The organism is Mucilaginibacter sp. 21P, from assembly GCF_019331605.1.
Classification (GTDB): Bacteria; Bacteroidota; Bacteroidia; order Sphingobacteriales; family Sphingobacteriaceae; genus Mucilaginibacter; species Mucilaginibacter achroorhodeus.
Genome location: NZ_CP063061.1, coordinates 4,372,540 through 4,394,377 on the forward strand (window position 1 = coordinate 4,372,540; position 21,838 = coordinate 4,394,377).

The 21,838-nt window shown below is 42.2% G+C and carries 23 protein-coding genes and 3 tRNA genes; 11 read left to right on the forward strand and 15 right to left on the reverse strand.

The features are described 5' to 3' along the window. Positions 1-43 precede the first annotated feature (43 nt). A complete protein-coding gene (locus INP83_RS19510; protein ID WP_219125583.1) occupies positions 44-802 on the reverse strand; it encodes an SDR family oxidoreductase in 759 nt (252 codons plus the stop codon). Positions 803-989: 187 nt separating this feature from the next. Between INP83_RS19510 and INP83_RS19515 the strand changes: the two genes are divergently transcribed. Then, positions 990-2,021, forward strand: coding sequence for an aldo/keto reductase (locus INP83_RS19515; RefSeq protein WP_146272921.1), 1,032 nt, complete (start codon positions 990-992; stop codon positions 2,019-2,021). 86 nt (positions 2,022-2,107) lie between these two features. On the opposite strand, the gene INP83_RS19520 is transcribed toward INP83_RS19515, so the two are convergent. From INP83_RS19520 to INP83_RS19530, 3 genes are all read right to left on the reverse strand, one after another. Further along, complete coding sequence (locus tag INP83_RS19520; protein ID WP_219125584.1) at positions 2,108-3,085, reverse strand: integrase core domain-containing protein; 978 nt, start codon at positions 3,083-3,085, stop codon at positions 2,108-2,110. A gap of 163 nt (positions 3,086-3,248) precedes the next feature. Then, complete coding sequence (locus tag INP83_RS19525) at positions 3,249-3,953, reverse strand: DUF1080 domain-containing protein (RefSeq protein ID WP_219125585.1); 705 nt, start codon at positions 3,951-3,953, stop codon at positions 3,249-3,251. A 1-nt stretch (position 3,954) separates the two neighbouring features. Continuing rightward, positions 3,955-5,331: a Gfo/Idh/MocA family protein gene (locus tag INP83_RS19530; RefSeq protein WP_219127752.1), complete on the reverse strand. Its 1,377-nt coding sequence runs from the start codon at positions 5,329-5,331 to the stop codon at positions 3,955-3,957. Positions 5,332-5,545: 214 nt separating this feature from the next. On the opposite strand from INP83_RS19530, the gene ubiE reads away from it, so the two are divergent. After that, positions 5,546-6,274, forward strand: a complete 729-nt coding sequence (gene ubiE, locus INP83_RS19535; protein ID WP_146272918.1) for a bifunctional demethylmenaquinone methyltransferase/2-methoxy-6-polyprenyl-1,4-benzoquinol methylase UbiE — start codon at positions 5,546-5,548, stop codon at positions 6,272-6,274. Then, positions 6,271-7,002 carry an outer membrane beta-barrel protein gene (locus tag INP83_RS19540; RefSeq protein ID WP_146272917.1) on the forward strand — a complete coding sequence of 244 codons (732 nt, stop codon included), beginning with the start codon at positions 6,271-6,273 and terminating at the stop codon, positions 7,000-7,002. The genes ubiE and INP83_RS19540 overlap by 4 nt, the downstream gene beginning before the upstream one ends. On the opposite strand, the gene INP83_RS19545 is transcribed toward INP83_RS19540, so the two are convergent. Both INP83_RS19545 and INP83_RS19550 read right to left on the reverse strand, forming a co-directional pair. Continuing rightward, positions 6,989-7,498, reverse strand: coding sequence for a GNAT family N-acetyltransferase (locus INP83_RS19545; protein WP_219125586.1), 510 nt, complete (start codon positions 7,496-7,498; stop codon positions 6,989-6,991). The genes INP83_RS19540 and INP83_RS19545 overlap by 14 nt on opposite strands. A 152-nt stretch (positions 7,499-7,650) precedes the next feature. Beyond that, a complete protein-coding gene (locus INP83_RS19550) occupies positions 7,651-8,343 on the reverse strand; it encodes a S24 family peptidase (RefSeq protein WP_219125587.1) in 693 nt (230 codons plus the stop codon). A gap of 274 nt (positions 8,344-8,617) precedes the next feature. Between INP83_RS19550 and INP83_RS19555 the strand changes: the two genes are divergently transcribed. Beyond that, a complete protein-coding gene (locus INP83_RS19555) occupies positions 8,618-9,166 on the forward strand; it encodes a hypothetical protein (protein ID WP_219125588.1) in 549 nt (182 codons plus the stop codon). Between the two features lie 68 nt (positions 9,167-9,234). Here INP83_RS19555 and INP83_RS19560 read toward each other — a convergent pair whose 3' ends face one another. The 5 genes from INP83_RS19560 to INP83_RS19580 form a co-directional block, all read right to left on the reverse strand. Next, on the reverse strand, positions 9,235-9,561 hold the full coding sequence (locus INP83_RS19560; protein WP_146272913.1) for a hypothetical protein: 327 nt from the start codon (positions 9,559-9,561) through the stop codon (positions 9,235-9,237). Between the two features lie 66 nt (positions 9,562-9,627). Further along, on the reverse strand, positions 9,628-10,974 hold the full coding sequence (locus INP83_RS19565; RefSeq protein WP_255563199.1) for a sensor histidine kinase KdpD: 1,347 nt from the start codon (positions 10,972-10,974) through the stop codon (positions 9,628-9,630). A 128-nt stretch (positions 10,975-11,102) separates the two neighbouring features. Beyond that, a complete protein-coding gene (locus INP83_RS19570) occupies positions 11,103-11,381 on the reverse strand; it encodes an RNA-binding protein (protein ID WP_146272911.1) in 279 nt (92 codons plus the stop codon). 118 nt (positions 11,382-11,499) lie between these two features. Further along, positions 11,500-12,093: a hypothetical protein gene (locus INP83_RS19575; RefSeq protein ID WP_219125589.1), complete on the reverse strand. Its 594-nt coding sequence runs from the start codon at positions 12,091-12,093 to the stop codon at positions 11,500-11,502. A gap of 174 nt (positions 12,094-12,267) precedes the next feature. Next, the gene (locus INP83_RS19580; protein ID WP_219125590.1) at positions 12,268-13,509 is read right to left on the reverse strand and encodes a hypothetical protein; all 1,242 of its coding nucleotides are present in this window, start codon (positions 13,507-13,509) and stop codon (positions 12,268-12,270) included. 198 nt (positions 13,510-13,707) lie between these two features. Between INP83_RS19580 and INP83_RS19585 the strand changes: the two genes are divergently transcribed. The 5 genes from INP83_RS19585 (at position 13,708) to INP83_RS19605 (ending at position 15,840) form a co-directional block, all read left to right on the forward strand. Further along, positions 13,708-14,160, forward strand: a complete 453-nt coding sequence (locus tag INP83_RS19585) for a DNA-packaging protein (protein ID WP_219125591.1) — start codon at positions 13,708-13,710, stop codon at positions 14,158-14,160. Positions 14,161-14,169: 9 nt separating this feature from the next. Further along, positions 14,170-14,445, forward strand: coding sequence for a hypothetical protein (locus INP83_RS19590; protein WP_219125592.1), 276 nt, complete (start codon positions 14,170-14,172; stop codon positions 14,443-14,445). 198 nt (positions 14,446-14,643) lie between these two features. Then, entirely contained in the window at positions 14,644-15,213 is a 570-nt protein-coding gene (locus INP83_RS19595; protein WP_219125593.1) for an N-acetylmuramidase family protein, read from the forward strand. Then, positions 15,206-15,448, forward strand: a complete 243-nt coding sequence (locus tag INP83_RS19600) for a hypothetical protein (RefSeq protein WP_219125594.1) — start codon at positions 15,206-15,208, stop codon at positions 15,446-15,448. Before INP83_RS19595 ends, INP83_RS19600 begins: the two co-directional genes overlap by 8 nt. 2 nt (positions 15,449-15,450) lie before the next feature. After that, complete coding sequence (locus INP83_RS19605; RefSeq protein WP_219125595.1) at positions 15,451-15,840, forward strand: hypothetical protein; 390 nt, start codon at positions 15,451-15,453, stop codon at positions 15,838-15,840. A 6-nt stretch (positions 15,841-15,846) separates the two neighbouring features. On the opposite strand, the gene INP83_RS19610 is transcribed toward INP83_RS19605, so the two are convergent. Together INP83_RS19610 and INP83_RS19615 are read right to left on the reverse strand one after the other, a co-directional pair. Continuing rightward, a tRNA-Leu gene (locus tag INP83_RS19610) sits at positions 15,847-15,930 on the reverse strand. 62 nt (positions 15,931-15,992) lie between these two features. After that, a tRNA-Leu gene (locus tag INP83_RS19615) sits at positions 15,993-16,076 on the reverse strand. A gap of 216 nt (positions 16,077-16,292) precedes the next feature. Between INP83_RS19615 and INP83_RS19620 the strand changes: the two genes are divergently transcribed. Both INP83_RS19620 and INP83_RS19625 read left to right on the forward strand, forming a co-directional pair. Beyond that, positions 16,293-17,186, forward strand: a complete 894-nt coding sequence (locus INP83_RS19620; RefSeq protein WP_219125596.1) for a YCF48-related protein — start codon at positions 16,293-16,295, stop codon at positions 17,184-17,186. A 132-nt stretch (positions 17,187-17,318) separates the two neighbouring features. Then, a tRNA-Lys gene (locus INP83_RS19625) sits at positions 17,319-17,391 on the forward strand. Positions 17,392-17,725: 334 nt separating this feature from the next. On the opposite strand, the gene INP83_RS19630 is transcribed toward INP83_RS19625, so the two are convergent. After that, complete coding sequence (locus tag INP83_RS19630; protein WP_219125597.1) at positions 17,726-19,867, reverse strand: glycoside hydrolase family 2 protein; 2,142 nt, start codon at positions 19,865-19,867, stop codon at positions 17,726-17,728. A 145-nt stretch (positions 19,868-20,012) separates the two neighbouring features. Next, positions 20,013-21,665 (reverse strand): RICIN domain-containing protein, encoded by a 1,653-nt coding sequence (locus INP83_RS19635; RefSeq protein WP_219125598.1) that lies wholly within the window; start codon positions 21,663-21,665, stop codon positions 20,013-20,015. Positions 21,666-21,838: the final 173 nt, after the last annotated feature.

Sequence of the window (21,838 nt, forward strand, 5' to 3'; positions counted from 1 at the left end):
ATATATTTCTTCTTTCGGACTTTCCGACTGCGAACTTTCCGACTTACTTCTTTAAAACATTAGTTGCCGTAGCTTGTGATGTAGGCATTATTAACAGGTCATTGATGTTTACATGCGCTGGGCGCGATACCACGAACCAAATAGTTTCGGCTATATCTGCTGCCTTTAACGGTTCAAAACCTTCGTAAACCTTTTTGGCTCTTTCTTTATCTCCTTTAAAGCGTACTTCAGAAAATTCGGTCTCTACCATACCCGGATGAATAGCCGTTACCTTTATGCCGTGCGACAAAAGGTCTATCCGCATTGATTTGGTAAGCGCATCAACAGCGTGCTTGGTAGCACAATAGACGTTTCCGTTAGGATAAACTTGTTTACCGGCAATAGAGCCGATGTTGATAATATGCCCGCCGCCGTTGGTAATCATCCAGTTTGATACTAATTTGCTTACATAAAGCAAGCCTTTAATGTTGGTATCTATCATAGTGTCCCAATCATCGTAGCTTCCTGCATTAATGGGATCAAGCCCCTGGCTTAAGCCGGCATTATTCACCAGAACGCTAACCTGTCGCCATTTTGACGGTAAACTTTCCAGACTACCGAGCGTATCCTCGCGGTTACGCACATCAAATGATGATACTGCTATTTCTACGTTATATTTATCATTAAGGTGCCCTGCAACTTTCTCAAGCCTGTCTAACCGTCGGCCCGTAAGTATAAGATCGTAACCTTGCTGTGCGAAAGTATGTGCACAAGCCTCGCCAATGCCGGCGGTGGCACCTGTTATTAAAGCTATTTTTGACATAATAGATGTAACTATCGGCAGCGAAATTATGTTTTTATACCGACTTTATTTGTCTTTTTATGGTAAGGATAGTTTGGCGCAAATAATCCATTATGGTATTTGCATGATATTTGGGAAACATTTACTACCGAGATTTGATGCCGTTGGCATTTAGCCTTAACAATACATTTACTATAAATATTACACTATGGAATACAGACAGTTAGGAGGATCGGGCTTGCATGTGCCCGTGCTAAGTTTTGGAACTGCAACCTTTGGTGGCAAAGGAGACTTTTTTAAGGCCTGGGGCAATACTCAATTAGAGGACGCCAAAAAATTGGTTCACTTATGCCTTGATGCAGGTGTAAACTTCTTTGACACCGCCAACGTTTATTCTCGCGGTGTATCTGAGGAGATTTTAGGCCAGGCGCTCGAAGGATTGCGCAATCGCGTTTTGATATCTACAAAAGCAACCTTTCGTATGGGCGACGGCCCCAACGATTTTGGTTCTTCGCGCTATCATTTAACCATTTCTGTTGAAGAAAGCCTGAAACGTTTGAAAACAGACCACATTGACATTTTCCATTTACATGGCTTTGACGGCAACACCCCGGTTGAAGAAACACTGCGCACGCTGGATGACCTGATCAGCGCAGGTAAGATCCGTTATATAGCCTGTTCAAATTTCTCGGGCTGGCATTTAATGAAGTCGTTATCGGTATCTGAGCGTTACGGATGGGCTAAGTACATTGCCCATCAGGCTTACTACTCATTGTTAGATCGTGACTTTGAATGGGAACTGATGCCTTTAGGAATTGACCAAAACGTGAGCACCATTGTATGGAGTCCGCTGGCATCTGGTCAGTTGGGTGGTAAATATCGCCGCGGCCAGGAGTTGCCGAAAGATAATCGCCGCGCGCAGGGCGGCAGCCACGGACCGGAAACAGATTACGAACGACTTTATACAATTGTTGATGCCTTAGACCAGGTTGCCGAAGAAACAGGCAAGTCTGTTGCGCAAGTAGCCATTAACTGGTTATTGCAACGTCCAACGGTTGCCAACATTATTATAGGTGCCCGTAATGAGGAACAACTAAAACAAAATCTGGATGCCGTAGGCTGGAACCTGACTACGGAGCAAGTTAAAAAACTTGATGCCGCCAGCGACCGAGACCCGATCTATCCATACTGGCACCAACGCCAGGATGTAGGGTTAAATCCATTACCGAAGTTTTATTAAAATAAAGAAGGCCCTGCAAATGCAGGGCCTTCTTTTTACCCCGTCATTGCTGTAAGGGTTAGGTAATTCGGTAACAGAATCAGGTATTATTTTTTGTTGTTTAGGGTAGCCATATCAATAGGTTTTTTTCCACCGATACCCTGATGAGGTCTTTCCCAGTTATAGTACACGAGGTATTTAAGCAGTTCATCTTCCAGCTCCTGGAGGCTATCGAAGTCTGTATCTTCGATCAGGTCCTCTTTGAGCGTCCGCCAGAAGCGTTCAACCTTGCCGTTAGTTTGCGGCCGGTAGGGTTTCATATATCTTCTTTTGATACCTGTTTCGACCAGCATACGCTCAAAAGGGTGGTTCATTTTGTTTTGACTTACAGCCGTTCCGAACTCCGGGCCGTTGTCTGCAATGATCTCCTCCATCTGGATGCCGAACTCCCGTTTGAGCGCCTGCATGCAATGCATTGCGGTGAACATCGTAGTGAGTGCTGTGATATCTGTCATCACCTGTGCCCATGCCAGGCGGCTGTAGTCATCCAGTACGCAAAGCAGGTACAGCTTTCTGTTTTGTCCGCGTATAACGCTTTTACTTAAATGATGGCAATCGATATGTCCTAACTGGCCCATGCGCTCCTTGACGATCTTTTGTTTGATTTCCCTGTCAACCGGTTTTAAACGGTTACGCCCATTGCGCTTCAGAATATTGTAAATACCTGATGGCGATGGTGTAAAGGTATCGGATTTCTGCCTGAGCTGGCTGTTGATCTCGAACTTATTGCAGCCTTTATCCCGCAATTCGAGCACTTGCTGTTCCTCAACCGGAGAAGGCCTGCGACTGCCGTACTTCGGCCCGCGCTTCTGCGGGAGCAGATCAAGCTCATTGCCCGATTGTTTGAACAGATTGTAGTATTTCAAAAACGCTCGGGCATCGGTATCATGGGCCAAATAGAAATCCCTGGCAAAGCGATAAACAGGATGTTCCCTGCGTTTGACCTGCTCGTATTCGCTGATCAGAAAACGGTATTTGCTCAGATAATTCCGCTTTAACGTAAGGTCATTATTAATGTTCCGCATAACAATATTGCTTTATTCTTTAAAGCTAATTCTGTTACCGAATTAATTGACCTTTACAATTGCGAGGACCCGGCAGGCGACGTGGCAATCCTCGATACCCAGAGCGGCTCTGTATGTCGGGGATTGCCACGCTACGCTCGCAATGACAAGTTTGGTTTGATACTTATAACTCCTTTATCTTAATGTTTCGGTAATAAGCTTTGTGCCCATGATCTTGCAGGGCAATGTGGCCGGTTTTAGCCATACCATATTCAGGATGGTCTTTCCATTTGCCTTCGGCTTTGCGTTTTTGCCAGTCGGCATCCCAGGCGGTAAACTCCACGATTTTTTTACCGTTCAGCCAGTGCTCAACATGGCCTTTATTAAAAATGATCTTACTGGTATTCCATTGTCCTACCGGCATTATTTTTTTGTTGCCGTTTGCAACATGCATGGCGTAATCCGCACCGGTTTTTTGCCAGTCTTCCAGTTTATCCGGCACCCAGCCTATGTCATCTATTATCTGGTATTCGGGACCAGTTAAATATGCTGCATCATACTTCGGATCCTCAACCACATGGTAAAGCACGCCGCTGTTGCTGCCTTTATCAATCTTCCACTCCCAGGTCAACTCAAAGTTGTCGTATTCCTTATCGGTTACAATATCGCCGCCGGTATCAGTGCCTTTTACGGCGCCGAGGCAAACCAGGGCACCGTTTTCAACTTCCCAGTTTTTAACCGGGCCGGTTTTGTTAAAGCCGTGCCAGCCCGCAAGGTCTTTGCCATCAAAAAGACTTACCCATCCGTTCTTTTTGGCCTGGGCAAAACTTTGTGAGCCTGCGACACATAATAGCGCTGCAAAGCTCAAAATTTTAATATGCTTTTTCATGCTAAGCTTTCTTAATCATTTTCATGTTCTCCGGATCCCAGAGCATCGGGCTGTTCTTGTAGTAACTATCATTACACAATAAAGCTGGTGCGGCAGCGCGGTAACCAAAAACAGCATCTTCGGTAACCTTACCGTTATTGCGGATGGCAGTTATCCAGTTATTCATGTGGTCATACGGCCCACCCAGGTAGCCTTTTTCGGCATTGTAAGTAATTTCCTCAGGAGGAAGTATTTGTTTGCGAGAGCTATTGCTTTGACCTGCTTTACGTAGCTTTTCCAAATAGAATGGATCATCGGAAGCGATGGTTTTATTACGCTTAAGTGTAACACTATCCCATGTTATATCCATAGAGCCTTCGCTGCCCACTAACTTTAAGTATGTGGTACCGCTGGTGCCGTCAACGAAATTACAACGAAGGGAAAGGTTAAATGCCGGGTGAGCAGCAGTTTTACCATAATCAAACGTACCTAACAACACATCCGGCACTTCGCGGCCATCGTTCCAGTAACGCAGTCCGCCCGAAGCGTAGATCTTATTCGGCCCCATCGAATCAGTAATGAAGTGTAAGCTGCTAAAAAGGTGCACGAATAAATCGCCAGCCATCCCGGTACCATAGTCAGTATAATTTCTCCAGCGGAAGAATCTTTTTGAATCGTAAGGGCGTTTTTGTACGTTGCTTACATAAGTTTCCCAGTCCACAGTTTGCGGCGAAGCATCATCTGGTATAGGGTATTGCCAAACCTCAATGGGTGCGCGGCGTGCCCAAAAACCTTCGGCGTAATTAAGCTGACCGATAGCGCCGCTTTTTAAGAGTTCGTGTGCTTTTTCATTGCCTAATGATGATACGCCCTGGCTACCTACCTGGAATACTTTACCAGTTTCTTTTTGGGCCTTTATTACCGCAGGGCCTTCGGCAACCGAGTGTACCATCGGTTTTTCGCAGTAAACGTGTTTACCGGCGTGCATGGCATCAACAGATATTTGCTGGTGCCAGTGATCGGGCGTTGCTATAATAACGGCATCAATATCTTTACGATTAAGTATTTCCTTGTAAACCTTGGTAGTGAAAATATCATTACCCCAGCGCTTTTTAGCATCTGCCAAACGGCCATCGTATAGGTCACAAACGGCAACCAACTTTACACCCGGCACTTGCAGGGCTACAATGGTATCCTGCGTACCCATACCTCCGGCACCAATCAAGGCAATGTTTACCTGATCATTAGGACCAAACGGCTTGTATTCCTTTTTAAGGTAATAGAACGATGGCGTGTTTTTGTCGGCAGCTATAAGACTGCTGCCGGCGGCAACTGCAGCGGTGGTAGTAGCAAGCTTTTTTAAAAAGCCTCTGCGCGACGCTTCAGAATTTTCTTTCATGGTTATCAGTATAGTTTAGTTTGAAATTTAAGGTTTTAAAAGCAAGAACTGCTGAACTGTGAAGATAGAACTTTATGTTAAAAGTGCATAATCAATAGTTTATTTGGATAATTGGCGGTAGGTAAGAGTTAATTATTGCAAACTAATTTGAGTGTTGAGTACCAATGTTAAAACGGTACAAGCTACAAAAATACTTATCTTTACTGCCGAAAACATGAGCAAAACAGTAACTCCATATCAGAACCAGGCTACCAAAAAAGAACAGGTTGCCGATATGTTCAACAATATCTCTAAAACCTATGATTTTCTTAATCACTTTATGTCGTTAGGGATAGATATCATTTGGCGGAAGAAAGCGATAAACGAATTAAAAAAAGACCAGCCCAAGCTGATATTGGATGTTGCTACCGGCACCGGCGATTTTGCATTTGAGGCACTTAAATTGCTTAAACCCGAGAAGATCATCGGGGTTGATATATCTGCCGGCATGCTTGAGGTAGCTAAGCAAAAGATAGCCAAACGTGGCCTTAGTGATAAATTTGAAGTTAAACTTGGCGACTCTGAAAAGCTCCCTTTTAACGATAACGGATTTGATGCGGTTACTGTTGCTTACGGCGTTCGCAACTTTGAAGACCTTGAAAAAGGGCTTACAGATATTAACCGAGTTTTAAAACCCGGAGGCAAGGCCGTAGTGCTCGAGTTTTCTAAACCCAAGGGCTTCCCTGTTAAGCAGCTCTATAACTTTTATTTTAATTATATAACGCCGGGCATAGGCAAGCTTTTCTCTAAAGACGCAAGGGCTTACACTTATTTGCCTGAGTCTGTAGCCGCCTTCCCGGATGGAGAGGCATTTAGGGCGATAATGAACAAGGCTGGTTTTAAAGAAACCAAGGTAAGGCCGCTGCTATTTGGCATCTGCTCCATTTATACCGGCATTAAATGATAAAACTCCGGCTCCTAACCATCATTATACTGGTGTGCTGCAGCAATAAGCTATTTGCGCAAGCCTGGGGTGGGGGCGCCGACCAGAACGATCTCAGTTTCGGTTTTTTATTCTCTTATGTACAAAGCCACTTTGATGTAGTTAAAAAGCCTGATTGGCAAACGCCTTTCCGTGACCCGCAAAACAACAATGAGGCGGTGACCACATTCAGGAAGGCAATTTTTTCACCCTCGTCGCCCGGCTTTGCGGTTGGCTTTATTACCCGCTATAGATTAACCGACCATTTGGAAACAAGGGTAACACCTTCCCTCCTGTTTGCCGATAGAAAAGTGGCTTATTACTATGATAACCCGAATGAAAATGTGGTAAAATCTGTACAAACCACAACCGTTGATTTCCCGCTTCAACTAAAGCTAAAATCTGACAGGATCGCCAACATGCGGGTTTATCTTTTAGGAGGGCTCAAATATTCGCAAAGCATAGGCTCGAAGAAAGACCCAGGCGATAATATTGACCCTACAGAACGATTGCTGCGAAACGTTAAAGGATATTCTTCTTATGAGGTTGGGGCGGGCTTCGATATTTATTTCGAATACTTTAAGCTTTCGCCGGAGATCAAGTTCTCCAACTCCTTTACCAATATGCTGGTACAGGACAACACCCCCTATGCCACCCCGCTCAGCAAACTTGGTTTGCGTACCTTGATGTTCAGCCTTATTTTTGAGTAGGCAGTCGCTTCTCAAAACACACAAACTTCAATCCCGGTCTAAATTGTAAGGTGATCTCACCTTTAAATTCGTAGCCCATTTTTGGGAACAAACGTTGAGTAGCTGTATTCTGGCTATTGGTATCAACACGTAATAAAGGAATCCCCCTCTCCAATGCCAAAACTTCTGCCTGCTGCATTAGTGATGCAGCTATACCCCTGCCCTGGTAACGCGGACTAACTGCTAAACGGTGGGTAACTATCGCTTCTTCGTTGATGTCCATTCCGGCTTGTGCATATTCCGGATATTGCTCTGTAGTGATAGCTGTTACTCCGGCAATTTCATTATCAATCGCAGCGACCCAAAGCTGGATTTCGTTTATATCCTGCTCAAAAACTTGAGGGTTTGGATAGGTATCATCCCATTGCAGGTTACCGCTTGCGCGCATAACAGGTACAACCTCTTTAACCAGTTGCATTATTTGAGGGATATCGGAGATAAGGGCTAAACGAATCATACTAAGTAAAAAGTAAAAAGTCAAAATTAAAAAGTCAAAAAGCCTGGTTAATTAACGCGTCAGTGAGGAAGCCCACCTAAATCCTCTCCTTTGGAGAAGATTTAAATACCCCACCATTAGAAACCTCTCCTTTGGAGAGGGCAGCGTGAGGCCTAATGATTATGTTTTTTATGGATATCCTTCACCAGGCAGAGCTTTTTTATCTCATCAATGCGTATGGGGAAAGGAGCATATTTCAGACGGCCGCCTACCATTTCAGTTACATTATCTGAATGGGCGATAACCTCTTCCGGGTTATCACTTGCTAACAGGCGTTTATACATTCGGTAATCACCCCATTCTATATAGTACACCTCGCCGGGTAATATTTTTTTATCATTGATGATCTTTAATGCAACCCAACAGCCGTTCTCCAGGTAAGGGTACATAGAGTGCCCCCAAACCGGCAGCGCAAAATCACACTCCTCTATTCCTGGGAAGTTCATACGGCCTACAGGTAACGAATCATTGATGTCATTATACACCTCAACGCCTGATGCTGTTGCAATAATGTCATACATAGGTATCCCCTCTTCTGAACGCTGCACTACAGGTTTTTCTGCGGTTTTACGGATACCAAGCTGCTCTCCAAATTTTTCTTTAAAAATCTTGAGTTTTTCAGGATCAATATTCTGTCTGCTTTTGATGATCTCAGTAATTGAGCTTGCTGAATTAAAGCCAAGCGCTTCTGCCAATTCAGTATTATTATTAAAAGCACGGCCTCTTAATTGGTTATAAAGAATTATAAACTCCAGTGTTTCAGGTCGTACCGTTTTTATCTTGTTTGGTTTTAATGAATCTTCCATATCGAATAAAAATATTTAAAGATTTTTTCTTGATTTAAATCAAGAATATTCTTTATATTTGTTTTGTCAATCAGGGCAATATAGTACTAAATAATTTGTCATCCAAAATCCGAATTACAGATATTAAAGAAAATACTATACAAACTGTTTGATAAATTTAAATCAATTTATATGCACATTGTTTACTCCGCACTCAGAACTAAAACAATAAACGGCTCAAAACAGCTATCAAAAAAAGAATTACAGCAACGGTACGAAGGTTATCAACGAGCCTGTGCCAAGTATAGTGGGGAAATCGCTGCCATACAAAAATATCTTCCCGGCTGGTCGCCAAAATTTATTCAATCCCTATAACGCAGGCAACGACGCGATAACAGATCATCTGATAATAACCAACAAACACGCCATGATACGACTTTCACAAAAATTTCGCGACCAACTTTGGTGGCTGATCATTACAGTAGATTACAATTACAGCCGAATCTGTATAGCAGACCACGACCTGACGGACGACACATTAACGCTGTGGCTTGAAGATAAGCAGGACTTTAAAAACTCACTTGATGATTGCCTGAGAATGGAAATCCCCGTAAAATCATTTGCTAAGATCATCAAATGCGAAAACATGAACAGCTACGAAGGCCAAAAGCTGCACCCGAACAAGCAATATGCTTACCGTGCTCGAATACAAATAAACGAGGCTATTGACTGGTATAAACAAGACGCATCATTAGCTGAACAACAATGGGCACGGGAAGCTATGTTGAAAGCAGTGCTTACACAACTAGTAGAGACAGAAGCAACTGCGCATAGGGGCTGGTAATATATATGCCATATAGCATATATTAAATAGCAAGCATGAACTATACATAATGGGTGTATTAAAATGAATTAATTGGTTTTTACCAATTGTTCTGATTCAACCAATTCTTCAACTTCGGCTATGGCTTCTGCAGGGGCACTGGCGTAGTTGAGTTTCCTGAAGCGCCAGATAGCAAAAGCCGGCTCCTGGAAACGGTTGATCAATTTGAAAAATTTGGGGAAATTATGAACTTCATCGAGCAGCACGCCGGTAACAATACCGTTGTTGTCTAATATCTCGCGGATGGTGTACTCTTTATCTTTGGTGATCCAGATCTCAAAGTCGCGACGTATCTCTTCGTTCTTTTCAGGATCAATCTTATCATTAATGCAAACTACTTTATCGCCCGGCCTCATGTGAAGTCAAAATTAGAAATTCAATATTAAAAACCCGTCAGCTCAACATAATGTTTTTGACTTTATTTACACAGGTATTGCTACAAAAAACGTGGTACCTACCATTGGTTCACTTTCGGCCCAGATACGGCCGCCCTGCAACTCGGTAAATTCTTTGCAAAGCAGCAGCCCTAAGCCCACTCCTTTCTCATTGTCGGTACCAAAGGTTGAACTTACCCGGAGGGAGAATAGTTCGGGTAGTTTTTTAGGTGAGATACCAACGCCGTTATCCGTTATACTGATGCGACACTCGTTACCAGCCCGCTCTGCTTTCATGCTTATTTCTCCACCCTTAGCAGTAAATTTGATTGCATTACTTAACAAATTCCGGATCACTAATTGGAGCATATCGGCATCCGCAATAATTCTGATATCCCAATCGAGTTGGGCTGTCAGAATGATGTCTTTCTTGAGTGCAATAGATTTTTCAAGCTCAAGCGTATTAAAGAGGGCGTCTTTGAGGCTGATGTAGCTCAGCTTAACATTTACGCCATCCATTTGGGCTTTTGACCATACCAACAATTTCCCAAGCATATCTATTGTACGGCGGGTTACCTTAAGCAGGTCGCTTTCAACCATACGCCGTTCTTGCGTGTCAAGCCCGTACTCAGTAACCAATTCAAGATAATTTTGAATATTGCTCAAAGGCGACCGGAGGTCATGAGCTATTATTGACATCAACTTGTTCTTTTCCGTATTGATGCGTTCAAGCTCTTGGTTCTGTGCAATTATCTGTATGTTCTTTTCTTCGATAGACTGTGCCTTTATCGATGCCGAGCGGCGCTCGTAATCATAGTTTCTGCGCAGGTAATTTATGGTGTAATAAAGCACTACAACAACCACTAAATAAGCTGACGAAATATCCCAATAACGATCCTCGCGGCTCTTGTAAGTATTGGGGATCAACTTCGGGTAATAATATTCAACCCAGGTTCCTGTTAGTACGATCGCGATATTGAGCAGCATCCAAAACCTTTGCTGGCTTTTTGGCACAACGCAAAAGATCAGGAACATACAAAGCCCCATCAGCAATGCCGTAGGCCCTTGCGTACCAGAATTAATGATAAAGTTGACAAGGAAAAGCAAATTGCCAACAATAGTGAAAACTACCATTGTTGATTTTATCTTACCCTGGTACCTGGATCGATAATAAAGGAACGAGAAGATGGTTAGCGTTACCAGGCTTATGAGAGATACCAACGGTAAACCTATAGCGTAATTGAACGGGACGTTATAGGCAAGCGCAATGATCACCAGGATACACAACGAATGAAATATCCTAACTTCTAAAGGGAACTCGGCCATTGAGCCGGTTAACTTTAGCCACAAACGATTGATGTGCGATAAAAGGTGCAAAGGGGTATTTTTATACACAACAATACAAATAAAAAGCTATACCACTACTGTTATTGTTGTATTTTCAGTTATGTGTTTTTTTGAGGCACTAAAATAAAAGGCATAAAAAAAGCCGGTGATTCCGGCTTTCTTTATCTAAAATGATGTTAGTTGCGACTAAAACTCGAGCGGTTAAAACCAGGCCCGTTATCTTCTGCAACATTAACAGTAATACGTTTACCGTAATAGCTTTGGCCATTCATGCATTTGATGGCTTCTTTTGCTTCGTCATCATTAACCATTTCAACAAAACCGAAGCCTCTGCTTTGTTTGGTTTCACGGTCTTTGATAATTCTAAGGGACTTAACAGGCCCAAAATCTTCAAAAACTGCATTTAGTTCGGCCTCGCTCACTTCCAGCGGTAGGCCACCAATAAATACTTTCATTAAACTCCTTTTCTTTTTTGCAAATATAAGCAAAAAAAGGCGTTTTTTGAGCCCCGAAGGCCACAAATCCTTATTGTAAATTGTTTTTTACAATAATGTGTCAAAGTTACACGTATGCTTATTTTTTTTCTTTTAAACGCAACTCGAATGTCCCTTCCACCCGATAAAACGGAGAATTTGATTTTTCATCTTTTGTTAAAAAGGTAAAGAACGTTCCTTTGGCAAGTGTGTCGTTCTTCATGTAAGAGGTTAAATGGATTACACCTGAGTCGCCGGGTTTGGCGTAAGGTGTTAGCGTGTACTGGTTGGTATGCATAGCATCTTTCATTACCAGTAACTGCCCGCCGGCTACGGCTTTAATAACACTATCTGTAGCTATGCCTTTAGAGCTTATGCCGAAGCTTACATCATGCGCTTTATTAATAGCAGTTAAACCAAAGTAATGGTTATTGCCGCTTTTCAAATTAACAAATGCAACCGAGTCGGTCGCGGCATTAAAAGTGTAAACAGAATCCTGAAGTTTTAAAATAAGTGTACCTGAAGTTGCAAGATAATTATCAGGCGATGTTGCCTTAAGCGCACTATCAGCAGCAAGGGATGCTTTATGATTAAGAACCGCCTGCTCGTTAGTGTCTTTTTGACACGCCGATATGAAGCCCACAAGGAACATCATCAAAACGACATAGCATTTAGTAAACCTTCTTAACTGCATAATAAGATGCAATAAAACTACAAAATCATTATTAATTATCTACAGCGAAAACCCTTACCGCACTGTTTTTAACATTTTTTAACGTTACTGATATAACGGAGTGACTATCATAAAGGTTTGCTCAAAATAATTAAATTTCATCAAATTTTCATTTATTTTTTAGTTAAGCCATTGTTAAAATATTTCGCCAACGGTCACAAATATCCCTTTTGATCCCTGGCTGCCAAAACCATAGTCAATCGCGATGTTGGTTTTAGATACTTTATTCAATTTGATCCGGACGCCGGCACCGTACCCGGGCTGCACTTTCTGCAATTTTGTTCCGGGTTCAGCAGAGAAGGATTCGGCATTACCAAATACAACACCGCCCAGTAACCCGTTTCGGGTAAGGCCAAAACGGTACTCGGCCTCGCCGTAAACCATTTGTGATCCTCTAAAGCGCCCCTGGATATATCCCCTGCCTGTACCGTTATATTGGTCCCATGTGTTGGCAGGCAGATCGAGGTAAGGTGTCTTACCACCAAGCACCAGCCAATTGTAACTCCATAGGGCCAATACGTTGTGAGATTGCTTAGGGAAGCGAAAATATTTCCTTACATCGATGATCAATGATTGCCATGAAGCTGTGCTGCCTAAAAACAGTTTGTTATCCCTGTATTGCATAGCAGCATAGAAACCTTTTGATGGGTTAATGGAATTATCCCTTACATCAAACAAAGCATTGAGCGTTATCCCTGAAGATGTGGTACTGCTTTGCGGGCCGTATTTAGCATAGTCAGATACGATGCCATCGGGATTACCTTTTTCAGAAATGTTGAAGTGGTTATCAAAAATAAACCCGGCACCTGCGTAAAGGTTGCCCACAATGCGCGTAAGTATTGTTTCATAAAAGCGGAACAATGTATAGTCCATCGGATTTTCGTTAGCCGCTTTGGAATCTGTGCCTAAGCCGAACGTGCTTTGCGGATATTTGTAGTATTTGATATCCCCGATAAAATTGAAACGGTCGCCACTTGTCCAGATGTTGGATTGAAGCGGGATGATGATCTGCTTGTTTTGCGTGTAAGCGGAGTTTGAATTAATTGTTGAAATACGCGTATTACCCGGAACCCTGAATGCCACATTACCTGCAAGCGTAACCGCAAATTTGGTTTGCAGCGTGTAACCAACTGCAGGTAGTATCGAAAACACCGGCTTTGAACCGATAACCTTAGTTGGTTCGTTAGTTACATGGCCTTTTTTGTTAAAGATCCCTTTAATGATATCGTAAAGGTCTTTCTGCTGCAGGGTATCGGCCTGGTTGATCTCAAGGGTGTCAGTTATCCTGCTTTGGCTTAGTTTTACTGTACTTTTATCCTGCGCGTAAACCAATATAGGGAAAACGATGATGAACATCGTAGCTGTAAGTATCTTCATTATATTGAACAAGGGTTAGGGGAACCTCCAATTCCGGCGCAAATATAATCCATTTTAAAACAGACTACTTTTCGAGCGCAACAGTTACAGCAAATCTAACTTAAATTTAATCCTAAAAATATTAGCCAAAGCCAAATAAATTTCTTATCTTTGTATATAAATATGCCGTTCGGCATTTTAAGCATAAACAAATCTTTCATGTCTCCAACTATTAGTACCAAACCTTATGGTAAGCGTATTGCTGATTATTTTGAATTTATAAAAGGGCAATATCATTTGGAGGAGGTTCCGGATAAAAAAGATCCTGCTGTAACAACTAAACAAAAGGTTTATGACCGTGAACCCGAGCCCCCTACCCTTACCGGCATGGCACTGTTTTTAGGTTTTACCAGTTTGGAGGAATACGAGGCTTACGAGCAAAAAGGTCATTTTAAAGCCCAGTTGCGAATGGGCAGATTGATGATTGCTGCAGAGTACGAAAAACGGCTTCATTACCAGCCTTCCACAGGTGCCATATTTGCGCTAAAAACTTTGGGGTGGAACGAAAGACACGAGCAATCTGCAACAATTGATCAGCCTAAAAATATCACAATTGCTGTAACCACCACCGGCCCCAAAATAGCAGAAAATGAAAAAGAGGTTAACCTTTAACCAAATCATATGTATGAAAAAACATCTATCCTGTTTAAACAAAATTTTGAAAGTAACTCGCCGGTAGTTGTAAATCAAGGCGGCAGTAACTCGGGAAAGACCTTTGCCATTTTGCAGGTTCTATTTTGTATGGCTATAGCTACACCTAAGCAGGTTATTACGGTTGTGGGGCAGGATATACCTAATCTAAAGGCAGGCGCCCTGCGCGATGCCTTAAGTATTTATGAGGATTCACCCCTACTTAAGTCACTCGTAAAAAACTACAACAAAACCGACCGAGTATAGTAGCAACGGTAATGGGATCTTACTTTCAGCTAAGAAATGATATACTGGATATGAGATTAAGACAAGAATCACAAAACCGTGTCACAGATATAAGGCTGAAAGTCTTGGAAAGCCAGGTTGCCGTTCTGCAACATCAAATAGGTCTCATCAGTTCTCCTGTACATAAATAACAGAGACCGTCATTTCAAAATTAATTACATGAAAAAGTTAAGCGACCAACAGTTGCGCGAACTTGCTTTGGCCTTTGGTTACGATTACTCAGTATTAAAAGCACTCATTATTGTAGAGAGTAACCAAAAAGGCTTTTCTGATACAACAGGCCGCATAATTATTCAATTTGAACCATCCTGGTTCAAAAGACTAAGATCTAACCGGAAAACCAATAATGGCAATTCAATATGGCAAGCTAATAGTGTAGGTGATCAAACAGCCGAATGGATAGCGTTCAACAATGCATTTGCATTAGACCCTGAGGCAGCCATGAAAAGCACATCTATAGGAATGATGCAGATAATGGGATTTCATTACTCAGAAATTGGATTTGATAGCGTTGGCAAGATGTGGGATTTTGCAAAAGTGAGCGAATACAACCAGGTGATAATTACCCTGAAATGGATAAACACTGTGCCACAGCTCAAAGCCGCATTAAAAACTAAAAACTGGCAAAAGGTTGCTTATTACTACAATGGTTCGGCCTACAAAAAATTCGGCTATGATACTAAGCTGGCTAACGCCTACAAATATTTAATAGATCAAAATAATGGATAACAGAACAACCGTGAAATTCGGGGCGATAAATTCGCCTAAACCACAGTGGGCTACCTGGATGTTCAGGTCGGTCGCAATTCTAACAACTGTAATTGCCTTTTGGGTAGGCAGTACTCAATTGTTGGCTGATGAAGCCAAAGTTGAAATAGTGTTGGCCCTCAAATCCGTAGACATGCTGGTTTTGGGTTTTAGTAATTTATTTGGTATAACCCTCCCCGAGAAAACTCAATCTTAATTATGCTTAAAAAAATTTGGCGCTGGCTCACCCAAGCACGAATCAATATTAAAAGTTCTCTATCCTTCGGTAAGGATTTTGCAAACGATGTTAAATCCATAGTCAACAGCCCACTTTTTGACGTGGTCACGGCTTTAACACCATCAGGATTAGATGATGTTGCACTTGCTGCGTTCAGAAAATTTATTGAGGATCTTATAAATCAATTAAACTGGGCAGATAAAAACCTAACAAATAGTGATGAGGTTGAAAAAACAATAATACTTCATTCTTTGTCCGCTGCGGCGGCTTTTTGGAAAGGAAAATTTGAAGAAACGGATTTATCATTGCAAACCACTTTGAGCACTGCACAATTAATTTACGATGGCAGTAAAGTGGATCTGAAAGTTTGAAGAATGTGCCCGGAACGAGATTCGAACTCGTACATCCTTACGAATGCCACCCCCTCAAGATGGTGCGTCTACCAATTTCGCCACCCGGGCTCAAATTATTATTAAGTTGTATACCCCTCTGTGGGGCAACCTCTTATTATCACAACTTTTAGTGCCCGGAGAGAGACTCGAACTCTCAAGAGACAATTCTCAACGGCTTCTGAGACCGCAACGTTTACCAATTTCGCCATCCGGGCATAAAGAGGGTGCAAATATAATTTTTTTAGCGCCACTGCATAATCAAAAGTGAAATAAGTGTTCTAAATTTAGCTACTTAACAAAACATCTACGGTATGCATAAATTCAGAATCACCATTATCTGTGCATTTTTCATTTCAGTTTTTTCCTCACAAGCACAAACGATAATAAATCTTCAGAGTGGCAAAAAAACAAGCATAAGAGGTTTATCGGTTGTGAACGATAAAATCGCCTGGATAAGCGGCAGCGCCGGTACTGTAGGTATAACTAACGATGGCGGTAGTAGCTGGAGCTGGCTGCAAGTAAAAGGCTATGAAAAATCTGATTTTAGAGATATCGAGGCCTTTTCAGATAAAGACGCTGTAATCATTAGCTCAGGCACTCCGGCTTACATACTTAAAACTGCAGATGGCGGTCTAACGTGGACCAAACATTTTGAACAAAGAGATACCTCGTATTTCTTGGATGCAATGGATTTTAAAGATCCTAAACATGGTTTTGTTTTGGGCGACCCTATCAATGGTAAATTTCTGCTGCTGAAAACGGACGACGGTGGTAACAATTGGGTTCCCGCACATTATTCCCCGGGTGCCTATAAAAACGAAGCAGCATTTGCTGCCAGCGGCACGTGTATCCGCGTATATAAAAGCGATATCATGATAGTAAGCGGTGGCTCTAAAAGCAGGCTAATCAGTTCAACCGATAACGGTAAAAATTGGCATTATGTCGAATTACCGCTTACCGATGGAACACCGAGTCGTGGAGCATTTTCGGTTGCCAAAAATGGCGACAAAATTATTATTGTTGGCGGCAACTATGCCAAAGATAAATTGAAAGATTCAGTTGCTGTTATAATAAATAGTACTGAAAACATAAGTAAAGCATCAATGCCAACACTTGCGCCTGAGGGTTTCCAATCCTCTGTTGAGCATCTAAACGGCAATTCTTACCTATCTACGGGCACATCAGGTACCAATATTAGCGCTGATGGCGGCAAGACCTGGAAAAAAATCGATGATAGAAGCTATAACGTTTGCCGCAAGGCAAAAAATGGAAAATTAGTTTTATTAGCCGGAGATAAGGGAAACATTGGCATAATGAAATTTTAATAGTTTGTTTAATAGGCACTTATTGTAAAGTTTACAATTAATTTTACTTATGCCTTGCAGACAATTACAAATACTTCTATATTTGCACCACTTTAACGGAAACGGATAACACAATCCACTAAGTTAAAAGATGATTCCGTAGCTCAGCCGGTAGAGCATAACACTTTTAATGTTGGGGTCCTGGGTTCGAGTCCCAGCGGGATCACTACTAAAACGAAAGAAAGCCTTAGCAAATTGCTAAGGCTTTCTTGTTTCACCAAGTCTGATTATATCGTATTGTTCGACCGTAAATTTGACCATTTGACAACCACCTCACAACGTTTTGACAGGTAAACAAATCACAACATCCCACTCAAACAATTCATAACCACAGATAATAAAGGATATCTAACGTTTAACTATTCTATTAAAGAATAGATTATAACAGCTAATACGACTGCAGCCGCTATGATTTCATAAGAGCTTAGGTTGAGAAATAAAAGGTTTTTCAATTTGTATTTCTAAATAAAACTTATTCGCTTAATCCTGGAAATTCATATTTATCGGTTTAACACTAAACCAACATCAATATACTGCCCACTGTTGGTGTTTTTACAGTGTACCGCCATTATGTTATTTCCTTTTTTATTTAATGCAGATTGGAATGACGGCATCATATCAACATCTTCATAATCACTCGTCCAGCCGTTGAGCTTAGCCACCAGCTTACCATTGATGTAAATTTCGCAGTCTTCATCATGATGAACGCGTAGTTTAAAGTTTTTGAGATTACCGTGCGAAACGTTTCTTAAAGAGAAGTTTCTCCTAAGCCAAATATCAGATGTGTTCCATTCTGTACCAATATGCGCACCTGGTGTGAAGAACGTTCCGAAGCCTCCCTCCCCCTGGCTCCAGACGGATGTATCAGTAGAAGCTGTTGTCCAGTCCGCCTTCGGCATTTTAAATGTGTAGCTCCATTTTGCAGGTTCAGTTTCAGCCGTAGAAAGTATTATAACGTCTTTATTTATTACTTTTTGGTACATCGCCTTTTCGTTTGACCGGCGTATTTTGTCGGCATCTGCTTTAAGCACCCTATCATAGGTCATCAGGCCGTTAAGCTCTATTTCTACGTCGGTTATTTCAGTGTAAACGGCTGCACTTAGACCGTTATATGTTCTAAACTTTGCCAACATGCCGGCAAACTTATCGTATAATGCCAAGTAATCGGTCGTATTTTTCATTGTTACATATTGCGTAAGGTCTTTGCTATTCCAAACCTTCTCAAAAGGCTGAAATCCTATTCCCCCAAATTCACCGCAAACATTTGCCTGAGATTTGCTTCTCGGGTACATCGGTGCCGGGTAAGGATGAATATCATATAAATCGCCCACTCCTACGTTATTAGAGCCGCTCCCTTCGTTAACGATACGGCTCTGATCAAGCCCGCGTACCAATGCAACATATTTTTTGGTGTCATGCTGACCTTGATTTTCATTGAATATCACCCAGGTAACGATGCTGGGTGAATTGTAATGATTTTCAACTAAGCGGGTTAATTCATTGGCGAATGCTTCCTTTTCGGGAGGAGGTGTGCCGAAAGTATAGGAATTTGGCGAAGGCATGTCCTGCCACACCAATAATCCAAGCTTGTCTGCCCAGTAGTACCACCGTTGCGGCTCAACTTTGATGTGTTTTCTCACCATGTTGAAACCCAGCTTTTTTATCATCTCCAGATCAGATCGCAGGGCAGCATCCGTTGGTGCAGTGTATATACCATCCGGCCAAAAGCCCTGATCTAATGGGCCATATTGAAATAACGGTTTATTGTTAAGGTAAAGCCGGTAAAATTTCCCATCGTAACCAATGGAGCTCTTTCGCATTCCAAAATAAGTTTTAACCACATCTACGGTTTTACCGGCATCATCACGCAAGGTAATATCCATATCGTAAAGAAATGGATGATCAGGTGACCATAGATGTGGGTTTTTTAACTTGATCTGTGCAGGAGCAGAAGCGTCACCCCTATATGTTTGAATAGTGTGGCCATTTTCTTTTATTTCGGCTGTAAATTGCGTTTGATCACCAAAAGCAGTTTGTAAGGATAGATTCAGTACTGAATGATCAATGTCCGGAGTCATCTTTACACTTTCAATATGAGTTCGCTGCACCGGCTCTAACCAAACCGTTTGCCAAATGCCGGTGGTAGATGTATACATGATGCCTTGGGGATTGAGTGTTTGCTTTCCACGAGGAAATCCGCCGCCATCTGTGGGATCAAATACCTTTACAGTGATAGTTTGATTGCCTTTAGTAAGAAAATCGCTTACATCAAACGAAAAAGCGTCATACCCGCCCTGATGCTTACCTACAGACTTATCGTTTATAAAAACTTCGCAGTCGTAGTCTACCGCACCGAAATGAAGAATTACACGGCGCCCCTGCCATCCGGCAGGGATAACGAAGTTACGGCGGTACCATAAACGATCATGATGCTCCATTACGCCTGATAAAGCAGCCTCAACAGGAAATGGAACCAAGATCCTTTTACCAAGATCGTTTTTAGGATAAGGCTCGTTTTGCCACGTACCGGGCTTGTATTGCCATATCCCATTCAGATTCATCCAATCTGTCCGTTGCAGTTGCGGGCGCGGATACTCGGGTAATACACTGCCCGTGTCAACATCTTTTGCAAATCTTGTCATTAGCGGCGCTTGTTTAAATTGCCAGCTTTGAGCATAAAGAGACGTTGAGAAAATTAAGGATACAAATAGAATAAACGGATATTGACGAATGTTGAACATTAGAAAACGTAGTTATAAGGAATTAAAAGAATTTGGCCATCAGTAATCAAATGCCGATCAGATCATATGGTATTCTTACCGCTTTGGCCCGATAGTCATTAGGGTCCATTGTTCCGTTAGCGTTAGAACATGGGGTTAAACAACTGCCGTAAAAATTTACGCAGTAAGTGAACACCATCTCGTTATTGCTGTTAAATTGCGGATGGATGGCCGCCTGATAAAAGTATGGGGTGTGTCCCTGCTTGTAATCCGGCATTGAGTATACAACTTTGTTTGTTGACCACCCTGATTTTGGATCGGCGCTAAAACATGTATATACATTGCGTTGTGCAAAATCACACCCAAAGCCGTAATCCATACTGGCAATTACATACTTACCGTTAACCTTTGCTACGCCAAAGCCGCCGTTAGGCACCGAAGCTATTTTTGCAGATGCACCGGTTGTGGGGTTTGATGCCCATGATGATCCATTCCAGAACGTCCAGGAAGAAGGACTACTTTCGGGGAAACGTGCCACATATACATCACCACCATTAGCACCATACACGTATACATAGTTAACGCCGCCGTCGGTAACTTTTACCATACCGTGCATGTACCTTATGGTTGTCTGATTGCTTAGCGCCGGGGTATTAAGTCTTGTAACCGTGTAACTTGGTGCGTTACCCTGGTATATATCATATATACCTTCACTTGTTGGATCAAGGCCATTGCCTTCATCGGCATATACATACACATGGCTTCCAATCTCAATACCACCGCTCGGCCATGTCCAGCTGGTACCCGGCTGTATCGGGAAAAACTGGTTGCCGTATGATGTAGTAATGTTACTGGTTGCAGAAGGCGAAAAATTCCAAACACCATTACTTTGTGCAGGTTGTATTAAATTACTGCACCGGTATGCTATAGGCTGATCTCCGCCGTAACATGGCGTGCTACCATCAGCATTTATGTTATTCCAATACGTATCATTTGTTGGCCACATAACCTTCCCGTTGTTTGCGCCATATGTTAATGGTATGGAAAATACGCCGTCAAAAGCGGTAGAACCGGTTGTTCTCTTAAAGAAATTAGTTAGTTCATTGTCGCGGTAGCTGTCTCTTGCAAACTGATTAAATACCCACCACTGCGAGCTATCATTAACAAAAGTACGTTGCGTTATAGCTGTACCATTTGTGGTAGATCCGTTTTCGTTTGTAAGGGCCAATCCGTTAGATCTGTTAATGATTTTATATGCCCCAAACCCCACAACAACCAGTTGCCACTGTTGATTAGTGCCGCCATGCCAATCGTATTGTGTAAGCACTGTACCTTGCGAACTGTTAGGCGCATCAAGTACCTTTCCGCTGTAAAGGTTTACTATTTTGTAATAACCTGTACCTAAATCTACCACGTTCCATTTTTGCCAGCGCTCCGGCGTTGTGGTTGAAGCAGACCATTGCTGAATTGCCCGTTGATTGTCTTGCTTTTGCCCGAGTGTTGTAAAACCGCCAACTTCGGCAGCAAAACCACTACCTACGTTAACCATGGTATAAGTACCATAAGCGCCGGATATTGCAGCCGTTTTAATGGGGGTTGCGGGTTGTTTAACGTCCGCCCCGGCGTTTTTTTGCAGGTCTTTTGTTTGCTCGGTCTTGTTACAACCTAAAGCAATTAGCACTACTGCTGATAAAGCAATAACAGTAAATTTTAATTTCATAATGTGATGTTTTGGTTAGTAATTATCTTGACGCAGGATTGAATAGGTCATCCTTTCGTTTGGTTTTCAGAACTAAGATCACACAGAATACCTAAGCCACGATTGCGGCCTTAGTCTCATAAAAATTTCGTAACAATAATTGGTTATGCGGTAAATCGTTTAACAATAATAAG

What these genes read in the sequence shown, in the direction of transcription:
- INP83_RS19580 (WP_219125590.1), bottom strand. Translation starts at nt 13,509, where the DNA reads ATGAAGATACTTACAGCTACGATGTTCATCATCGTTTTCCCTATATTG.
- INP83_RS19545 (WP_219125586.1), bottom strand. Translation starts at nt 7,498, where the DNA reads ATGATTCGTTTAGCCCTTATCTCCGATATCCCTCAAATAATGCAACTG.
- INP83_RS19560 (WP_146272913.1), bottom strand. Translation starts at nt 9,561, where the DNA reads ATGAGGCCGGGCGATAAAGTAGTTTGCATTAATGATAAGATTGATCCT.
- INP83_RS19605 (WP_219125595.1), top strand. Translation starts at nt 15,451, where the DNA reads ATGCTTAAAAAAATTTGGCGCTGGCTCACCCAAGCACGAATCAATATT.
- ubiE (WP_146272918.1), top strand. Translation starts at nt 5,546, where the DNA reads ATGAGCAAAACAGTAACTCCATATCAGAACCAGGCTACCAAAAAAGAA.
- INP83_RS19540 (WP_146272917.1), top strand. Translation starts at nt 6,271, where the DNA reads ATGATAAAACTCCGGCTCCTAACCATCATTATACTGGTGTGCTGCAGC.
- INP83_RS19575 (WP_219125589.1), bottom strand. Translation starts at nt 12,093, where the DNA reads ATGCAGTTAAGAAGGTTTACTAAATGCTATGTCGTTTTGATGATGTTC.
- INP83_RS19630 (WP_219125597.1), bottom strand. Translation starts at nt 19,867, where the DNA reads ATGACAAGATTTGCAAAAGATGTTGACACGGGCAGTGTATTACCCGAG.
- INP83_RS19595 (WP_219125593.1), top strand. Translation starts at nt 14,644, where the DNA reads ATGAAAAAGTTAAGCGACCAACAGTTGCGCGAACTTGCTTTGGCCTTT.
- INP83_RS19585 (WP_219125591.1), top strand. Translation starts at nt 13,708, where the DNA reads ATGTCTCCAACTATTAGTACCAAACCTTATGGTAAGCGTATTGCTGAT.
- INP83_RS19515 (WP_146272921.1), top strand. Translation starts at nt 990, where the DNA reads ATGGAATACAGACAGTTAGGAGGATCGGGCTTGCATGTGCCCGTGCTA.
- INP83_RS19635 (WP_219125598.1), bottom strand. Translation starts at nt 21,665, where the DNA reads ATGAAATTAAAATTTACTGTTATTGCTTTATCAGCAGTAGTGCTAATT.
- INP83_RS19530 (WP_219127752.1), bottom strand. Translation starts at nt 5,331, where the DNA reads ATGAAAGAAAATTCTGAAGCGTCGCGCAGAGGCTTTTTAAAAAAGCTT.
- INP83_RS19510 (WP_219125583.1), bottom strand. Translation starts at nt 802, where the DNA reads ATGTCAAAAATAGCTTTAATAACAGGTGCCACCGCCGGCATTGGCGAG.
- INP83_RS19570 (WP_146272911.1), bottom strand. Translation starts at nt 11,381, where the DNA reads ATGAAAGTATTTATTGGTGGCCTACCGCTGGAAGTGAGCGAGGCCGAA.
- INP83_RS19590 (WP_219125592.1), top strand. Translation starts at nt 14,170, where the DNA reads ATGTATGAAAAAACATCTATCCTGTTTAAACAAAATTTTGAAAGTAAC.
- INP83_RS19550 (WP_219125587.1), bottom strand. Translation starts at nt 8,343, where the DNA reads ATGGAAGATTCATTAAAACCAAACAAGATAAAAACGGTACGACCTGAA.
- INP83_RS19600 (WP_219125594.1), top strand. Translation starts at nt 15,206, where the DNA reads ATGGATAACAGAACAACCGTGAAATTCGGGGCGATAAATTCGCCTAAA.
- INP83_RS19520 (WP_219125584.1), bottom strand. Translation starts at nt 3,085, where the DNA reads ATGCGGAACATTAATAATGACCTTACGTTAAAGCGGAATTATCTGAGC.
- INP83_RS19525 (WP_219125585.1), bottom strand. Translation starts at nt 3,953, where the DNA reads ATGAAAAAGCATATTAAAATTTTGAGCTTTGCAGCGCTATTATGTGTC.